The organism is Massilimicrobiota sp. An142, assembly GCF_002160725.1.
GTDB classification, from domain to species: domain Bacteria; phylum Bacillota_I; class Bacilli_A; order Erysipelotrichales; family Coprobacillaceae; genus Allocoprobacillus; species Allocoprobacillus merdigallinarum.
In genome coordinates, this window is sequence record NZ_NFLD01000042.1 from 1 (window position 1) to 18,677 (window position 18,677).

Annotated in this window: 14 protein-coding genes; 9 read left to right on the plus strand and 5 right to left on the minus strand. The window is 33.2% G+C overall.

What is annotated here, in order from left to right:
* Nucleotides 1-136: 136 nt before the first annotated feature.
* Together B5E87_RS13345 and B5E87_RS13350 are read left to right on the plus strand one after the other, a co-directional pair.
* Nucleotides 137-1,006, plus strand: coding sequence for a methionyl aminopeptidase (locus B5E87_RS13345; protein ID WP_087245647.1), 870 nt, complete (start codon nucleotides 137-139; stop codon nucleotides 1,004-1,006).
* A gap of 93 nt (nucleotides 1,007-1,099) precedes the next feature.
* Nucleotides 1,100-2,572: a glycoside hydrolase family 1 protein gene (locus tag B5E87_RS13350; RefSeq protein WP_087245649.1), complete on the plus strand. Its 1,473-nt coding sequence runs from the start codon at nucleotides 1,100-1,102 to the stop codon at nucleotides 2,570-2,572.
* A 43-nt stretch (nucleotides 2,573-2,615) separates the two neighbouring features.
* Here B5E87_RS13350 and B5E87_RS13355 read toward each other — a convergent pair whose 3' ends face one another.
* Nucleotides 2,616-2,918, minus strand: a complete 303-nt coding sequence (locus tag B5E87_RS13355; protein ID WP_087245651.1) for a hypothetical protein — start codon at nucleotides 2,916-2,918, stop codon at nucleotides 2,616-2,618.
* Nucleotides 2,919-3,026: 108 nt separating this feature from the next.
* Between B5E87_RS13355 and B5E87_RS13360 the strand changes: the two genes are divergently transcribed.
* Entirely contained in the window at nucleotides 3,027-5,582 is a 2,556-nt protein-coding gene (locus B5E87_RS13360; protein ID WP_087245653.1) for a translation factor GTPase family protein, read from the plus strand.
* A 26-nt stretch (nucleotides 5,583-5,608) separates the two neighbouring features.
* On the opposite strand, the gene B5E87_RS13365 is transcribed toward B5E87_RS13360, so the two are convergent.
* Complete coding sequence (locus B5E87_RS13365; RefSeq protein ID WP_087245655.1) at nucleotides 5,609-6,448, minus strand: putative manganese transporter; 840 nt, start codon at nucleotides 6,446-6,448, stop codon at nucleotides 5,609-5,611.
* A gap of 136 nt (nucleotides 6,449-6,584) precedes the next feature.
* Between B5E87_RS13365 and B5E87_RS13370 the strand changes: the two genes are divergently transcribed.
* Together B5E87_RS13370 and B5E87_RS13375 are read left to right on the plus strand one after the other, a co-directional pair.
* On the plus strand, nucleotides 6,585-8,840 hold the full coding sequence (locus B5E87_RS13370; protein WP_087245657.1) for a ribonucleoside-diphosphate reductase subunit alpha: 2,256 nt from the start codon (nucleotides 6,585-6,587) through the stop codon (nucleotides 8,838-8,840).
* 11 nt (nucleotides 8,841-8,851) lie between these two features.
* The gene (locus B5E87_RS13375; RefSeq protein ID WP_087245659.1) at nucleotides 8,852-9,892 is read left to right on the plus strand and encodes a ribonucleotide-diphosphate reductase subunit beta; all 1,041 of its coding nucleotides are present in this window, start codon (nucleotides 8,852-8,854) and stop codon (nucleotides 9,890-9,892) included.
* 24 nt (nucleotides 9,893-9,916) lie between these two features.
* On the opposite strand, the gene B5E87_RS13380 is transcribed toward B5E87_RS13375, so the two are convergent.
* Complete coding sequence (locus tag B5E87_RS13380) at nucleotides 9,917-11,098, minus strand: Mbeg1-like protein (protein ID WP_087245661.1); 1,182 nt, start codon at nucleotides 11,096-11,098, stop codon at nucleotides 9,917-9,919.
* A 128-nt stretch (nucleotides 11,099-11,226) separates the two neighbouring features.
* Here B5E87_RS13380 and B5E87_RS13385 point away from each other — a divergent pair, with 128 nt between their 5' ends.
* A complete protein-coding gene (locus tag B5E87_RS13385) occupies nucleotides 11,227-12,684 on the plus strand; it encodes an LCP family protein (RefSeq protein ID WP_087245663.1) in 1,458 nt (485 codons plus the stop codon).
* 12 nt (nucleotides 12,685-12,696) lie between these two features.
* Nucleotides 12,697-13,083 (plus strand): DUF3783 domain-containing protein, encoded by a 387-nt coding sequence (locus B5E87_RS13390; protein ID WP_087245665.1) that lies wholly within the window; start codon nucleotides 12,697-12,699, stop codon nucleotides 13,081-13,083.
* 22 nt (nucleotides 13,084-13,105) lie between these two features.
* Here the strand turns inward: B5E87_RS13390 and B5E87_RS13395 are convergent, their stop codons facing one another.
* Nucleotides 13,106-14,572, minus strand: coding sequence for a DUF1846 domain-containing protein (locus B5E87_RS13395; RefSeq protein ID WP_087245667.1), 1,467 nt, complete (start codon nucleotides 14,570-14,572; stop codon nucleotides 13,106-13,108).
* A 180-nt stretch (nucleotides 14,573-14,752) separates the two neighbouring features.
* Between B5E87_RS13395 and mraY the strand changes: the two genes are divergently transcribed.
* Complete coding sequence (gene mraY / locus B5E87_RS13400) at nucleotides 14,753-15,736, plus strand: phospho-N-acetylmuramoyl-pentapeptide-transferase (protein WP_087245669.1); 984 nt, start codon at nucleotides 14,753-14,755, stop codon at nucleotides 15,734-15,736.
* Nucleotide 15,737: 1 nt separating this feature from the next.
* Nucleotides 15,738-17,084 (plus strand): UDP-N-acetylmuramoyl-L-alanine--D-glutamate ligase, encoded by a 1,347-nt coding sequence (gene murD, locus B5E87_RS13405; protein WP_087245671.1) that lies wholly within the window; start codon nucleotides 15,738-15,740, stop codon nucleotides 17,082-17,084.
* A 74-nt stretch (nucleotides 17,085-17,158) separates the two neighbouring features.
* Here murD and B5E87_RS13410 read toward each other — a convergent pair whose 3' ends face one another.
* Complete coding sequence (locus B5E87_RS13410; protein ID WP_204209742.1) at nucleotides 17,159-18,559, minus strand: ISNCY family transposase; 1,401 nt, start codon at nucleotides 18,557-18,559, stop codon at nucleotides 17,159-17,161.
* Nucleotides 18,560-18,677: the final 118 nt, after the last annotated feature.

The window sequence follows — 18,677 nt, forward strand, 5'->3', positions numbered from 1 at the left end:
TACCGACATGCTTTGGTCCCCGTTGGGTTATCCCCGCGAGGTAAGTCGGTTGCTTTACATCGCATTGCAGGAGCGATGATTTCAAAAGAAATATATATTAAGCGCAAGAACGTGCGCACTGAAAGAAGGAAATGATATGAAAAGATTTGGAAATGATGAATGTTGGTGTGGGAGTCATAAAAAATATAAAAAATGTCATGAAAAATTTGATGGAAGACTGCAATATTTAAAAAAACAGGGATATGTTATTCCAAAACGTGCAATGATTAAAAATGATAAGCAAATAGAAGGAATCAGACAGGCTGCCATTGTGAATAATGGGTTATTAGATTATATTGAAGAACATATTTGTGCAGGGATGACAACTCAGCAGATAGATGATATGACTGTTGAATATTTAAATAGTCATGATGCTTCTTCAGCTGATCTTCATTATGAAGGCTATCCTAAAAGTATTTGTACATCTGTTAATGATGAAGTCTGTCATGGGATTCCTAGTGATGATGTGATATTAAAGGATGGAGATATTATTAATGTTGATGTAACGACATGTTATAAAGGATATTATGCTGATGCCTCACGTATGTTCATGATCGGCAATGTCAGTGATGAAGCTAAACAGCTGGTTGCAGTTACACGTGAATGCTTATATAAGGGAATAGAATCTATTCAACCATTCAAAAGTACCATTAGTGATATTGGTAGAGCTATTGAAACGCATGCACATCAATATGGATATAGTGTTGTCAGAGAGTTTTGTGGACATGGTGTCGGTTTATCTATGCATGAAGATCCTTATGTACTTCACTTTGATCCACATTGTCCTACAACTGTGCTTGTGACAGGTATGGTGATAACAATTGAACCGATGATTAATGCAGGAGAGCGCTTTATTCATATTGGCTCTAATGATTGGACAGCTTATACAGATGATGGCTCATTATCAGCCCAATGGGAACATACACTTTTAGTGACGGATACAGGAGTAGAAATTCTTTCTATGTAATACCGATTAATTTCGGTATTTTCTTTTTATGAAATTATGATTATCGTCAATTGAAAAAGGTGTAAAATATTTTTCATAGAGGAGGTATATAAAATGAGTTTTCCTAAAAATTTTTTATGGGGAGGAGCAGTTGCTGCAAACCAATGTGAAGGAGCATGGCTAGAAGATGGAAAGGCTCCTAATGTGACTGATGTCATGGTTGGTATTGGATCTAAAGATCCTGGTTTAAAATGGAATCAAGATAAGCAAAAATATGAAATGTGTCTAGATCCCAATAAGGTTTATTTAAGTCATGAGGCTATTGATTTTTATCATCGTTATGAAGAAGATTTAGAGTTAATGGCTGGAATGGGATTTAATTGTTTTAGAACTTCTATTGCCTGGGGAAGAATTTTCCCTAATGGCGATGAAGAAGAGCCTAATGAAAAAGGTTTGGCATTTTATGATCGCTTAATTGATAAGATGTTAGAGTTGCATATGGAACCAGTTATTACATTAAGTCATTATGAAACACCATTACATCTTATTACAGAATATGGAGGATGGCGTGATCATCGTTTGATTGATTTTTGGAAGCGTTATGTGACAACTGTCTTTGAGCGTTATAAAGGGAAAGTGAAATATTGGTTGACTTTTAATGAAGTGAATAATATGATGCGTAATCCTTTGGTTGCAGGAGGCGTTCTAACATTAAATCCAGAAAATCCTGAAGATCCAATTGGATCAACAACATTTGAAGATAAATGGCAGGCTTATTATCATTTATGTGTAGCCAATGCCTGGACAGTGAAACTTTGTCATGAAGTGGATCCACAAGCCAAAGTAGGATGCATGTTAACATGTTCATCAGTAGCAACTTATCCATATAACTGTGATCCTGATAATGTATGGGGTGCATTTGATACTGTAAGAATGTCTAATTTCTATTTTGGAGATGCTTTCTGTTTTGGTGAGATTCCAGGTTATGTTAAACGTGTCTGGAATGAACATCATTTTGAACCAGTGATGGATCATCAGGAACTTCAATTAATGAAAGAAAATACAGTTGAATTTTTCTCTTTTAGTTATTATCGTTCTTCAACTTACGATAAAGAAAGTGATGTTCATGGGGATACTGGCGGATTGACTGGAAAAGAGAATCCATATCTTGAAGGATGTTCACCAAAGCCTTGGTCTTGGCCAATTGATCCTCAAGGTATTCGTTATGTATTAAATGTTTTATATGATCGTTATCATTTGCCATTATTTATTGTTGAAAATGGTATTGGTTTAGATGAAAATCTTGATGAAAATGGACATATTGATGATGCTTTTAGAATGAAATATGTTGAAGATCATTTAAAATATGTACATGAAGCAATCCTTGATGGTGTGGAAGTGATGGGATATCTTTATTGGGGACCTATTGATGTTGTATCAGCGGGTACTGGTGAAATGAAAAAACGTTATGGTTTTGTTTATGTTGATCGTTTTAATGATGGTCATGGCACTCTAGAACGTCATATCAAAAATTCTTATTATCGCTATAAAGAGATTATTGAAAGTAACGGAGACATTCTTTTATAAATATAAAAAAGTTTTAGGTCATTAAAAAAGTACCTAAAACTTTTTATTCAAATAAAGTAAATCCTAAATAATAAACCAGTTCATGAAACATCTTTGTGTTAAATCCATAACAGATACAATCATCCTGAGCACCATCCCAATCATTATTCAATTGATCTAATAAGGGTTGAACTTGATCTGGTGTGATATCGTCTGTTGCATAAAATTCACTATGATCTTTAAGACCAGCATATTCTCTGGCAGGTGAAATAGACAATGTTGGTCTTATTTGGTAAAGTAAATTTTTAATCAGTTTTTCATCTTTTTCATTTTCACTTGAAATAATAACATGAAGTCTAAAAAACATAATATCCCTTCTTTCTAGGATATTTTAACATATTTTTGGTAGATGAAAAGATGTATTTCATAAAAAAATAGTGTATAATAATTCTTCAAGGTTGGGAGGTTCAATGATATGAAAAAAATTGTGATTGGCATATTGGCACATGTTGATGCAGGAAAAACAACGTTGTCTGAAAGTATGCTTTATCTTTCAGGACAGATACGACAATTGGGACGTGTAGATCATCAGGATACATTTTTAGATTATGACAAACAGGAACGTCATCGTGGCATTACTATTTTTTCTAAACAGGCGATGTTTCCATGGAAAGATACACAGTTTGTTTTGATAGATACACCAGGCCATGTTGATTTTTCGGCTGAAATGGAAAGAACTTTATACATTCTAGATTATGCGATTATTGTGGTCAATGGAATGGATGGTATACAGTCACATAGTGAAACAATTTGGCATTTATTAGAACATTATCATATTCCCACTTTTATTTTTATGAATAAGATGGATCAGACAACTTATTCTCGTGAATACTTATTTCAAGAATTGACAGAAAAATATCATGAAAACTGTTTAGATTTCTCGATGCCAGTAACACAGCTTTATGAAAATCTGGCTCTCGTTAATGAAACATTGTTGGAAGAATATATGGACCATCAAGTGATTGATTTGGGACATATTCAAGAATGTATTATGAAAAGACAAATTTTTCCAGTGTTCTTTGGCTCAGCTTTAAAAAATGAAGGGGTCAGCGCTTTTTTAGATTTACTAGATACCTATACCATAGAACCAACATATAAGGATTCATTGGATGGCTTTGTTTACAAAGTGAGTCATGATGAACACGGCAATCGTTTAACACATATAAAAATAACTGGTGGAACATTGCATGTGAAAGAAAAGATTCATGATGAAAAAATTGATCAGATTCGTTTATATGAGGGACCAAAATATACGTTGCTACAAGAAGCAAAGGCAGGAGATGTGGTTGCTTTAAAAGGTTTAAAAAGTTTTCTTCCAGGAATGACACTTACAAATCAGACATTCACGCAACCTGTGATGATGCCTTACATGACTTATCGTGTTGTTTTATCTCCTCATTGTGATCAGCACCAAATGTTAAAGAATCTACAGACTTTAGCTCAAGAAGACCCAACATTACATGTGACATATATGTCACAGACACAAGATATCTATATTCAATTGATGGGTGAAATTCAAATTGAAGTTTTACAAAATATCATTCGTGAAAGATTTCATGAGGAAGTCAGTTTTGATCATGGTGAAATCTTGTATAAAGAAACACTTAGTGAACCAGTGGAGGGCGTTGGACATTTTGAACCATTGCGTCATTATGGAGAAGTTCATGTCTTATTGGAACCACTTGCTCAAGGGAGTGGTCTGGTTTATGAAAGTCAATGTACAACAGATCAGCTGCCATTACAGTATCAGCGTTTGATTATGACACATTGCCAAGAAATAGAACATCCAGGTGTTTTAACAGGAGCTTCTATAACTGACATAAAAATCAGTTTAATAGCAGGGAAAGTTCATCAAAAACATACTGAGGGTGGTGATTTAAGAGAAGCTACATATCGTGCGATTCGTCATGGGTTAAAAAGAGGAAAATCTATTTTATTAGAACCTTATTATGATATTCATATTCATATACCTAAAGATGCGTTGAGTCGTGTTTTGTATGATATGGAAAAAAGGCACACCAAAGTGAGAATTGAAGAACAGATTGATAGTATTGATTTATATGGTGAAGGGCCAGTGGCCTGCTTACAAGATTATCAGCAAGAAGTGATTGCTTTAACAAAAGGTAAAGGACGCATGATCTGCCATATGAAAGGGTATTTTCCTTGTCATAATCAAGAAGACATTATAAAACAAAAAGGATATGATAGTGAAACAGATCAGGCTCATCCAACAGGTTCAGTCTTTTGTCAACATGGAGCAGGTTTTTATGTGGCATGGGATGAAGTTGAGCAATATATGCATATTCCTTATCAATATACAAAAAATAAAAATACGCATCATACATATCATGATGCACCACAATATCAAAATGAAGATGAAGAATTGGATGCTATCTTTCAAAGAACATATGGACCTATCAAACGTCGTTTAGCTGATGATTATTATCGTCAGCATCAGCCTCAAGAAACATCTATGAGTGTTAAAATGAAACCTGAATGCCTTTTGGTTGATGGATATAATGTTATTCATTCGTGGCCAGAACTCAAAGATTTAGCAAGCACAAACTTAGGTGTTGCACGTGATCGACTGATTGATATACTCAGTAATTATCAGGGGTATAAACAATGCCTTATGATTATTGTTTTTGATGCTTATAAGGTGAAACAGAATCTAGGGAGTCAAGAAAAGCATCATAATGTTTATGTTGTTTATACCAAAGAAGCCCAAACTGCAGATATGTATATTGAACGTGTGACCCATCAATTAGCAAGTGATTATCGTGTTGTTGTTGCAACTTCTGATGCTTTGGAGCAGTCCATTGTCATTGGACGAGGAGCACGTCGTATGTCGTCACGAGAACTGGCTTTAGAAGTGAAAGCTGTAACGGAAGAACATTTTCATGAATTTCAAAGAAAACAGCCTCAAAACCATGAGTTTTTATTAGAAGATGTCAAAGATTATCATAAATAAAGAACCGTAGACGAAAGCCTACGGTTTTAAAATAATTGTAGAAAAATGCCTATAATCGTTGCACTTACAAACATGATAAGAACAATTCTTAAAATGTCTTTTTTATTATCATACATACGTAACAAGACAAGTAAACCAAGTCCTGTGCTCGTCATAAGTCCTGCAAATAAAGAACCAAAGCTTAAGACCTGATCAAGATAGAGCTGTGATAAAATGACACTTGCAGCACAGTTAGGAATAAAGCCAGTAAGAGCAGCGATAACAGGTTGAAAAACAGAACCATGAACTAAAATATAATTCAATGTATCTGCACCAATTTCTTCAATCAGCCATGTTAATGCAAAATTAACAATAAAGACAAAAACAAAGATTTTGAAAGTGTGTAATAAAGCTAAATAAATAATACCATGTCCATGTTCTTCTTCTTTACAGTGTTCATGTATATCATGTAAGCTATGATTGTTAGAAAGACGATGAGATTGAATTAATCCATCCACCAGATAACCAACAACAATTGCCACAATGATTTTTAAACCAATAATCACAAATAATGTCTGTGCCTGTTTTGGCTGGGCAATTAAAATAGGAATAGCATCATCACTTGTAGCAATAAACACAGCTAACAAAGTTCCTAAACTGATACTTTGATTCATATATAATCCACTGGCAATGACAGAAAATCCACATTGAGGGATGATTCCTAAAAGACTACCAATCAGTGGTCCTAATTTTTGCGTACGTGCCAAAAGGTTTTCAAACTTCTGATTATTTCTATGTTCAATATATTCCATTAATAGATAAGTCAGAAATAAAAATGGAAGCATAGGTATTAAATCTTCTAAAGAATGTTCAAGTATATGTAACATATTTACCTCCAATAGGTCATTATCATAACATAATAATTTTTAAATTACCAATGAAATGATATGAGAATTTTTATAGGCATATAAGTGGTCAAATGTTTTTATGCTGTGATACAATGCCTTCAAGGATGTGAAAAAAATGGATATGAATGAAGATATGATCACACTATTTTTAGATAAAATAGGTCATCAAAAATTAAAAGATGTTTTTTATAAAATGATTCAAGATTTTGCGATTGGAAGAGAGCATTTACAGCGTCTTTATGAAAAGTGGAGTACGTTTTATAAAGAAGGTATGACTTCTCATGAAGCTTTGATCAGTTTAATTCAGGCAAGTGATGAACTGACAAGTGTTGAGGAACCTTTCTGGGAAATGATTGCAGGTCGTTTTTTGGTATATGATATCATTTGTCAGGTTCAATGTCGCAATGAAATGTTGGGGATTTCAACTTTTTATCAAAAAATTCAATATTTAACACAAGAAGGATATTATGGAAATTATATTTTAGAACATTATCAATCTGATGAAATTGAAGAATTGTCACAATACATTCAAGATCAACGTAATGAATTATTGAATTATAGTGGATTAGATATGTTATATAAACGTTATTTGATTCAAGATCATGATCATCATGTTTTAGAAACACCACAGGAAATGTTTATGGGGATTGCGATGCATTTAGCGATGCTAGAAAATGATCGTGTTTATTGGGCAAAACAATTTTATGATATTTTAAGTACACTTAAAGTGACAATGGCAACACCAACAATGGCGAATGCCAGAAAACCATTCCATCAAATGAGTTCATGTTTTATTGATGTTGTTGATGATTCATTGGATGGTATTTATAAAAGTTTAGATCATTTTGCTCAAGTTTCTAAACATGGTGGAGGTATGGGACTCTATTTTGGAAAAGTCAGGGCGAATGGCAGTGATATTCGTGGCTATAAAGGTGCAGCTGGTGGTGTGATTCGCTGGCTGAAACTGGTTAATGATACAGCGATTGCTGTTGATCAGTTAGGTGTCAGACAGGGAGCAGCAGCTGTTTATTTAGACGTCTGGCATAAAGATTTGCCTGAGTTTTTGCAGATTCGTACAAATAATGGAGATGATCGCATGAAGGCGCATGATATTTTTCCAGCTGTCTGCTATCCAGACTTATTTTGGCAATTGGCCAGAGATGATATAGATGCCCCATGGTATATGATGTGTCCTCATGAAATTTATCAGATCAAGGGTTATCATTTAGAAGATTATTATGGTCAAGAATGGCAGGAGCGTTACTTAGATTGTATCCAGGATGAACGTATTTCTAAAAGAGTCATGAGTGTCAAAGAGGTTGTCAGATTGATTATTAAATCGCTGGTAGAAACAGGAACACCTTTTGCCTTTAATCGTGATCGTGTCAATGAAATGAATCCTAATCATCATCAGGGTATGATTTATTGTAGTAATTTATGCAGTGAAATTGCACAAAACATGAGTGCTATGACTTTTTTAGATAAGGAAGTTATGCATGTTGATGGGGAAGAGGTCGTTGTTGAAAAAACAAAACCAGGAGATTTTGTAGTGTGTAATCTTGCATCCTTAACATTAGGAAAAATAAATGTTGATGATGAAGCAGAGTTAAGACATATTATTCATGTTGTTGTGAGAGCTTTAGATAATGTTATTGATTTGAATGATTACCCATTACCATTTGCTCAAATAACGAATCAGAAATATCGTGCCATTGGTTTAGGAACAAGTGGTTATCATCATATGTTATGCCAAAAGGGCATTCCTTTTGAAAGTGAACAGCATTTAGAATTTGTTGATCAGTTATATGAAAAAATAAATTACTATACACTAGAAGCATCATGTTTATTGGCTAAAGAAAAAGGTCGTTATCACGGTTTTGAGGGTAGTGATTATGATACCGGTATGTATTTTCAAAAACGTCATTATCAATCTAAAGAGTGGCAACAATTAGAAACCATGATTCATCGTTATGGTTTACGTAATGGTTATTTAATGGCTATTGCACCTACTTCTTCTACATCTATTATTGCTGGAACAACAGCTTCTATTGATCCGATCATGAAAAAATTCTTTATTGAAGAGAAAAAAGGAAGTATGATGCGAAGAGTGGCACCAGATTTAAATCCAAAAACATTCTGGTTATATAAAAATGCACATTATATGGATCAAGAATGGCTAATCAAAGCTGCTGGGATTCGACAACGACATATTGATCAGTCGCAGTCATTAAATATTTATATGACACAGGAATTTACATTTAGAAAACTTTTAAATTTATATATTTTAGCATATGAAAATAATGTTAAGACGATTTACTATGTAAGAAGTCAATCTTTAGAAATTGAAGAATGTGAATCATGCAGTGCATAGAGGGAGGAATTATGGAATTAAAAGCAAAGGCATTATTTAATGCACAAGGCGATATTGATGTAAGAAAACGTCGTATGATTAATGGAAATACGACGAATCTGAATGATTTTAATCATATGAAGTATCAATGGGTACATGACTGGTATCGTCAGGCAATGAATAATTTTTGGATACCTGAAGAAATCAATTTAACTCAAGATGTCAAAGATTATCGTTTGTTGAAAGATGAAGAAAGACAGGCTTATGATAAAATTCTATCGTTTCTTGTGTTTTTGGATTCTTTACAAACAGCGAATTTACCGCATATTGGAGAATATATTACAGCCAATGAGATTAATTTATGTTTAACAATTCAGGCATTTCAGGAAGCTGTACATTCACAAAGTTATAGTTATATGTTAGATACAATTTGTTCACCAGATAAACGTGATGAAATTTTATATCAATGGAAATATGATGAACATTTATTAAAACGTAATCAATTTATTGGTGAACAATATAATGATTTTTTACAGCATAAAGATGCATTTCATTTAATGAAGACAATCATGGCAAATTATATTTTAGAAGGTATTTATTTTTATAGTGGTTTTATGTTCTTCTATAATTTAGGAAGAATGGGAAAAATGTCTGGTTCAGCACAGGAAATACGTTATATTAATCGTGATGAAAATACACATTTATGGTTATTCAGGAATATGATTTTAGAATTACAAAAAGAAGAACCACAACTCTTTGATGATGAAAAAATAGCTGTTTATCGTCAAATGTTAAAACGTGGTGTTGAGGAGGAAATAGCCTGGGCACAATATGTGATAGGTGATCGCATTGAAGGGTTAACCATGACTATGGTCAGTGATTACATTCATTATTTGGGTAATTTACGTGCGACTTCACTAGGGTTTGAACCGCTTTTTGAAGGTTATCAGGATGAACCAGAAGCAATGCAGTGGGTAAATCTTTATAGTCAGGCTAATCAAATTAAAACAGATTTTTTTGAGGCAAAATCAACAGCATATGCCAAATCGAGTGCAATTGAAGATGATTTATAAAAAAGGGGCAGACAAATGATTTTGTCAATGCCCTCTTTTGATCTTTTTGGCTTCTAGCCATAACATATGTAAAACTTCTAAAAGCATATTACGTGTTTTGGGTTTTAATAAAGTGATTTCTTTAATTCCATTCATGATATGTTTATAGGAAATGTGTGATAAATCAGAAAAATTATATAAATTTAAATTGTCAAATAATGAAAACATTGCTTCCACAAACTGATGTTTTTCTTCATAACTTAATTTTTCTAAGAAAAGGATAACTTTAATAGCAAATTGAACACTTTCATATGACAGTTCATCACATTCAAAATGATGGGCATTGATTTGCCATGAATAAGCATTATGTTGCATCATGCCTGTTTCCTGACTTTTGACAACGGTATAGTTTTCTTCATGACCTAAAACAATACCAAAAAATGAATAGTGAGGAATATAGCTATGAATGCGGGGAAGCATGTTTTGGTAAGCCTTTGATTGAATGATTTCATCTTGAAAACCGGGGCCATCAAAATTATCAATTTGAATAATACGATCTTGAACATGCTGATGACAAAAACATCCAGCAAAGATAGCTAAATTGCCACCCTTAGAATGTCCTACTAACCATAATGGACGATGTTGACGGTATTGAAAATGTTTTTTTAAACGTTGCCATATAGAAGGTGCTAGGAATTTATTTTTTAAGTCATGCATCAATGAAGAAGTGATATTCTGTGAGGCAATCTCTTCTAGAAAATGTACAGATGATTCTTGAGCAGGTACAACTTTTTCGCAAAGCATTAAAAAATCTTCATGCCAGCCAATCAGTGAATCATCGGTACCACGATAGGCTATCACAATGCGACCATCTTCTAATAATAAAGCCAATGCTGCAAACTGTTTGATCAGTTCTTTATTGACATCATTGACATAGTTTAAAATTTGAATGTTTTGATAACGAGGACTGTGAGCCATTTTTTCAAAAAGTTCATGACTAGGGACAAGAATCTTTTTTAAATTTTCAGGTGTCAATGTGGCGTTTCTTTGTTGATATTTTTGAAAGGCTTGTTGTAAAGTGATGGGTTTTGTGTCGTTGAAAATATCATCAAGATAAACATAAGCCAGCTCACTAAATATCAGGGCATCAATTTCATTATAGGGAAATTGACTGGCTAAAAGATCACCACGTAAGTCAACATAATGAAGTATTGTATTAGCGTTCATGGAATCACCCTTTCTGTTGATATTGGCAAATATTTTACATGATTTTTTAGGAAAATGCAAACTATAATGGTAGAATGCGTTGATAAAAATGTCGAAATATGATACCCTATCGAAAAGGATGTGTCATAATGAAAAAAATAGATAATAAATATATACGTCGTATTGTATATAGTATTCAATTTTTGATGTCTATAGTTTTACTATCAACGATGTATTTTATTCGTTTTGTACCAATGAAATATATGATGATAGTTGGAGTTATTCTCATTGCTTTGATGGTGGGAGAATATTTCTTGATTTTCTATAAAAAACAGGGAAGTAAACGTTCTTTATTGACGCAGTTTTTGAGCCTTGTTTTAAGTTGTTTGATGGTTGTTGCTTCATTTTATGTTTATAGAACAGGGCAAGTCGTTGATTTGCTTGGTGATGAACAGTTTCAGACACGTGCTATTTCTGTTATTGTTTTAAAAGACTCACCAATTAAGAATGAATATCAGCTACCTGAACATTTACTTTCACATGTTTCTTATGTGGATGAATCAACAATGGATTATACGGTATCGCAAATAGAAAAAGAAGTGGGACAGATTTCTTTAGATGATTCATCTGATTTTCATCAGCTGGTTACCAAATTATATCAGAAAGATGTTGACGCTATTATTTTAGATGAAGCTTTTAGAAGCTTGGTTGAGCAGGAAAAAGAAAGTTTTTCTGATGATACACGTGTTATTTTTCAGGTTAAACGTGATGAAGCTGCGGTGAATGCGAAAAGTGTTGATGTGACTGAAAAACCATTTTTGGTTTATATTAGTGGTAATGATGAATATGGAGATTTAACGGCTGTATCACGTAGTGATGTGAATATGTTGGTAGGTATTAATCCTACAACCAAGCAAATATTATTGATTAGTATTCCCCGTGATATTTATTATCCATTACATCGAAATGGTGAATATGATAAATTTACGCATACAGGAATGTATGGATTACAGGAAAGTATTGATACTTTAACAGATATGGTTGATCAGGATATTAATTATTATGTGCGTATGAATTTTACATCATTTATGGATATTGTAGATGCATTGGGTGGTGTGACAGTTCATTCTCCAGAAGAATTTACAACAAAGATTGGTGGCTATCAGATTCAAGAAGGAGAAAATCATCTGAATGCCAAGGAGGCATTGGCTTTTGTAAGAGAAAGAAAATCATTTGTTGATGGAGATTTTGCAAGAGGAAGAAACCAGCAACGCATGATTTCGGCTATTGTAAAAAAAGTTTGCTCACCAGCAATATTAACATCTTTTTCACAAGTTTTGGATACAATCAGTCAAAGTATTGAAACCAATATGCCAAGTGACGAAATGAATGCGCTTGTTCAAATGCAGTTATCTCAAATGCCAAATTGGGATATTCAGTCTTATCAAATTATAGGTGATAGTGCTTCTATGCCATGTTATTCAGTGGGAATGAATGCATCTGTTATTATTCCTAATGAGTTGTCTATTACACAGGCATGTGAATATATTGATCAATTCATGGATAATGAAAAAATTGAAACAGAATTAGGCGATTTGGAACAATAAGAAAGGATTATTATGAAAGATACAATTTTAATATATCGTTTAAGTGATGATATCAAAGGAAAGATAAAAGAAATAGCAAATGAATTAGATATTGATGTAAGAGATATTTCTATACAGCATCTATATCAGAAAATGGGTTATTTATTAAACATGGATGGTTATACATATCAGGAACAGATGTTGCCTTCTTCATCTATGGATCAACCTTTTGTTTTCTTTGCTTTAAATAAAGATGAACAATTAGATTTATTATTACAATTGTTTAGAATGAAAGGAATACCACATATTCCTTATAAAGCTGTTTTAACACAATATAATGTTGATTATACATTTGCCAGACTTTATCAAAGTGTAGCTAGTGAATATCAGCAAATGATACAAATGAACCTAAAAAAATAGGTTCTTTTTCTATAAAAAAATCCTAAGCACTGGCATGCTTAGGATCACAAGTTAAGTTCATTTTGAGTTTTCTTAATGTTTCTGTATCTTTATTACTTAAAATGACAGTTGAATGAATCTCACAGTCCTTTAATAAAGGAAGAGCTTCTAGACATTTTTTAGCATTCTGGTCTTGAGCTGAAGCAATGGTGAGTGTTAAAAGGACTTCATCAATATCCAATAATGGTGTTTTCATATTTAAATAGTCATTTTTTAAAGATAGAATAGAATGCAGCATAGTTGGTGAAATTAATTCAATATCTTGTTCAATACCAGCTAAATATTTTAATGCATTTAACATAGCTGCACTGGAAGCACGTAATAATGATGATGTTTTTCCACTGATTAAATGACCATCATTTAATTCTATTGCACAGACAGGACCTTGGCGTGTTTGTGCAACTTCTCTGGCTACAATAGCACATTTACGGTTTTTCGCATCGACACCTGCCTGAGATAATAACATCTGCATTTTTTCTAAAGACTGATCATTGATTTTACCCATTAAATAATCAACTTGCGCATGATAATAACGACGTACAATTTCACGACAGCTAGCATCTTTAGCGGCTTCATTATCAATAATTGCATAACCAGCCATGTTGACTCCCATGTCAGTAGGAGAAGCATATGGTGATTCTCCAAAAATTTTCTTAAACATTGTATTTAATACAGGGAAAATTTCAATATCACGATTATAGTTGACAGTTGTTTCTCCATATTTTTCAAGATGGAAAGGATCAATCATATTGACATCATTCAAATCAATGGTTGCTGCTTCGTAAGCAAGGTTAACAGGATGTTTTAATGGTAAGTTCCAGATTGGGAAAGTTTCAAATTTTGCATATCCAGCACGAATGCCATGAAGATGTTCATGATAAAGCTGAGATAGACATGTTGCCATTTTTCCTGAACCAGGACCTGGAGCAGTCACAACAACTAATGGCTTTGTCGTGATAATATAATCATTTTTACCAAATCCTTCTGGTGAAATAATATGATCAACATTATGAGGATAATTTTCGATAGGATATTGCATAAAAACTTTAATGCCACGTTTTTCTAGCTTTGTTTTAAAAGTATCGGCAGAATTTTGATGCTGGTACTGTGTAATTGTGACACTTCCTACATATAATCCAACGTTTTCATATTCATTAATTAATCGAATAACTTCATCATCATATGAAATACCTAAATCTCTTCGCATTTTATGTCTTTCTAAGTCTTTAGCACAAACAGCGATAATCACTTCTACTTTATCTTTTAAAGTTAATAACATCTTTAACTTGCTGTCGGGTTCAAAACCAGGTAAAACACGAGAAGCATGTGTATCATCGAAAAGTTTTCCCCCAAATTCTAGATATAATTTATTGTCGAATTGAGCAATTCTTTCTTGAATGTGTTTAGATTGTAGTTCTACATATAATTCATTACTAAATGCTTTTTTCATTTTCTCTCACTCCTAGTCAACATTATATAGAAAATGGTTTGAAGATAAAGAAAATAATAAAAAAATATTATGTCGATAAATATTGATAATTATAAATAGAGAGGACTTTTTTGATTGTTGTTATTGTGTGGAAAATATGATATATTGTAAAAAAGATAAAAGTGGTAAAGGAGTCTTATTATGTTTAATATGGTCTTTTTAAGAATTGTTTTGAACTTTTTAGTGGGATTTATTTTGGTGTTGGCTGTTATGCCAAAAGCGATTCAATATTTAAAAAAATTAAAATTTGGACAGGTAGAAAGAGAAGAAGGTTTACAGTCGCATAAAGCAAAAGGTGGTACACCAACAATGGGTGGAATCGTCTTTATCTTATGTGCTGTAGTTGTGGTTTATATTTTGAATTTCACTTCGTTAAATAATCCTTATATACATCTTTTAACTTTTTCTTTTGTAGGTTTTGGATTGGTTGGATTTATTGATGATTATTTAATTGTTGTCAGAAAGACAAATGATGGATTGAAACCTTTATATAAATATACATTACAATCAGTTGTGGCCATTGCTTTTTATATTTTAGCTAAGTTTTTTATACCTGGATTTGATACTGCAATTTCTATCCCTTTATTACATATAGAAATTGATATTGGATGGTTATATCCTATTTTGGTATATTTTATGTTTACAGCGGGCAGCAATGCGGTGAATTTAACAGATGGATTAGATGGTCTAGCAACAGGACTTTCGATGATTGCGATTTCTGTTTTTGTTATTTTTGCGATTATGAATAAAGATTATGACATTGCCATCTATGCTATGGCAGTGGTGGGAACATTACTAGGATTTATGTGTTTTAATTATCATCCTGCACGTATTTTTATGGGAGATACTGGTTCATTAGCTTTAGGTGGATTTTTAGCGGCTTTGGCTGTATTAACACGTCAGGAACTTCTGTTTATTTTAATTGGTGGTGTTTTCTTGATTGAAACTTTATCAGTGATTATTCAGGTTGTATCTTTCAAAACAAGAGGCAAACGTGTGTTTAAGATGGCACCCATTCACCATCATTTTGAAATGCTTGGATGGAGTGAACAACAAGTTGTCATTTCATTTTGGTTTTTAGGTTTTATTTGTGGAATTATTGGGATTGTTTTAGGAGTTATGTAATATGTTGAACGGGAAAAAAGTTTTAGTTTTAGGATTGGCTAAAAGTGGTCAAGCAGCAGTCGAATTATTGACTGCATTACATGCAACTATCACAGTGAATGAATATGCTAGTCGTGAAAAGATTGCTTGTTATGATGAATATGTGCATCGTGGTATTGAAATGATTACAGGAGGACATCCACAAGAACTGTTTGAAAGAGATTTTGACTTTGTTGTGAAAAATCCAGGAATTAATTATCATAAACCATTTGTTTTAAGGTTGAAAGAAAGAGGAATTCCAGTTTATACTGAAATTGAACTGGCTTATCAAGTTGCTAAAATGCAAAATTATATTGCTATTACAGGAACAAATGGGAAAACAACAACAGTGACATTAATTGATGAGATTTTAAAACATGCCCATCATTTGTCTTGTTTGGCAGGTAATGTGGGTATACCTTATTCCTCTTGTGTTCTAGACAATGATTTGCTTCATCGTGATGGGTATGATGTGGTTTTAGAAATGTCTAATTTTCAATTATTAGATATTGAAAAGTTTCATCCACATATTTCTACAATTATAAATCTGACTCCAGATCATTTGGATTATATGGCTTCACTGGATGAATATTATGCTTCTAAAACACGTATTTATATGAATCAAGATAAGCAAGATTATTTTATTGAAAATTTGGATGATGAAATCTTGCAGAGTTATTTAAGAAAATATCCTGTTTTGGCTCAAAGAGTGACTTTTTCTTTAACTAAACCAGCTGATTGTATGATTCAAAATCAAGCGATTTATTATAAAGGAAATCATGTTATTGATTTGGATGAAATAAAAATAGTAGGTGATCATAATATTCAAAATATGATGATTGCCATTATTGCCTGTGCATTAAGTCATGTGTCTTTATCAGATATTCATGATACTTTGGCTTCTTTTCAGGGAGTAGAACACCGTATAGAATTTGTAAGAGAATATCACGGTGTTAAATATTATAATGATTCTAAAGCGACAAATACAGATGCAGCAATTATTGCTTTAAAAGCTTTTAAACAGCCGGTTATATTATTAATGGGTGGTCATGAAAAAGGTCTGGATTTAACAGAGATGTCATCTTATGCTTCAAAGATCTCAACGCTTATTTGTTTTGGTGAGGCAAAGGAAAGATTTGCTAGAGAAATGTATATAGACAATACAATTGTTGTTGAACATATGAAAGATGCTGTGATGAAAGCAAAGGAAATTGCTCATGAAGGAGATGTTGTATTATTATCCCCTTCAACAAGTTCATATGATGAATTTAGTGGATATGAAGAAAGAGGAAGAGTTTTTAAACAGATTATTAATGAATGGAATTCATAGTCAAAGGAGTTTATAAAAGTCAAAATCATTGTGACTATGACTGTCAAGCAATTTTGAAAATGTCCTAAAAAAAGTTAAACATTAGCACCGTTTGTACGATGCTTTTGTCTTGCTAGAAAGCCAAGAAAGTCATCATTTCTCCAAGGATGTTCCATTGGCGGAATGTACTGCTTTTTTGGCTTGCTTTCTTTGATTTCACCATCAAACTCCTTTGAATGCCTTTCATGCTCTGGTATCTCCTTCATGATGAATAGTTCGTCCAATACATTGACATATAGCCCACCATCAAATGACTCGATGACCATGCAGTCTGTTTTCTTTTTCAGATAGTATGGCACTCCTCTATCAGAAACAGGAATATAGAACTTATTCTTGTATCTGATGCTGTGACCAGAATCAATCTTTCTCGGTGAAAGAACAGCCAGTGTTGAATTAATTTTTTCCATTGATGGTTGCTTTTCAAATACCGATTGTGTAGTATTAAGGTGTAGAGCGAACTGATCATTGAATTTTTTTAGGTAGGAGTTTAAAAATTCGTTGGCTTCCTCTATGGAAGACACATGAGCACGTCTCAATTCAACAGGCAATCGAGACTGGAAGGTCTGATTGAGTCTCTCGATTCTGCCTTTGGCCTGAGCGATGCTTGTGGTCTTTATATCAACACCAAGGTTATGGCATGCGTAGGAGAATTGGGTGAAGGTATCCTCGTCATCGAAAGCCTTGGTTTTTCTTTTGTATTCAAAGACAGTACGCCTGTCAGTATAGAACATGGCAGGGATACCATAACCAGTCAAGATTTGAAAGAAAACATTGTAATAGCCATTCAAGGTTTCCTGAGTATCAAAATAGGCCCCAACCACAGTGCCAGTAGAATCATCAACAGCGAGATGAAGATGCCATATATGACCAGGAATCCATTCGAAAGAAGAGGCGTCCATCTGAATCATCTCACCGAAGTATTTGCATCTTGACCTTCTTGGATGAGCATTTTCATCATCGACGGAAGCGATGGCCATCTTGATCTGATTCTTAACCTTCTGAGAAGAAGTCTGATCAAGCTTCTGCTTAAGCTTTTTCTTCATGAGTTTCTTGGTCTTTCTTCTAGCCTTAGGGGAAAGGACATTCTCCTCTCTGAGCCATTTGTTAAGAGTGGTATCGGATATACTGATGTCAAGATCCTCCTTAACGATTTCGCAATAATGAGTGAAATTTGTATCGGAATAATCATTGATATAGGAAGAGACAATTCTATTTCTCATATCAAGAGGGATAGTGGTAGAAGGACATCTGCCACGATTGCCGTGAATAAAGGCAGCCTTGCCACCATTTTTATATTTGAGTATGAGTCTGTTCACAGTGCGAACAGTACAGCCAATCTTGATGGCAGCACGTTTCTTGTTGCCATTCGTTTCAACAAGTTTTTTAATGATTTCATATTTTTTTAATTCATTCATTCTTAATTCAACCTTTCTCATCATCAAACCTCCAATAAAAAGTGAGGTTTATAGTATAACAGGATTATTTGATAATGTCCCAACATGTTGGGACATTATCAATCTTGATACATTGAGACATTATCATATTTGAATCAGA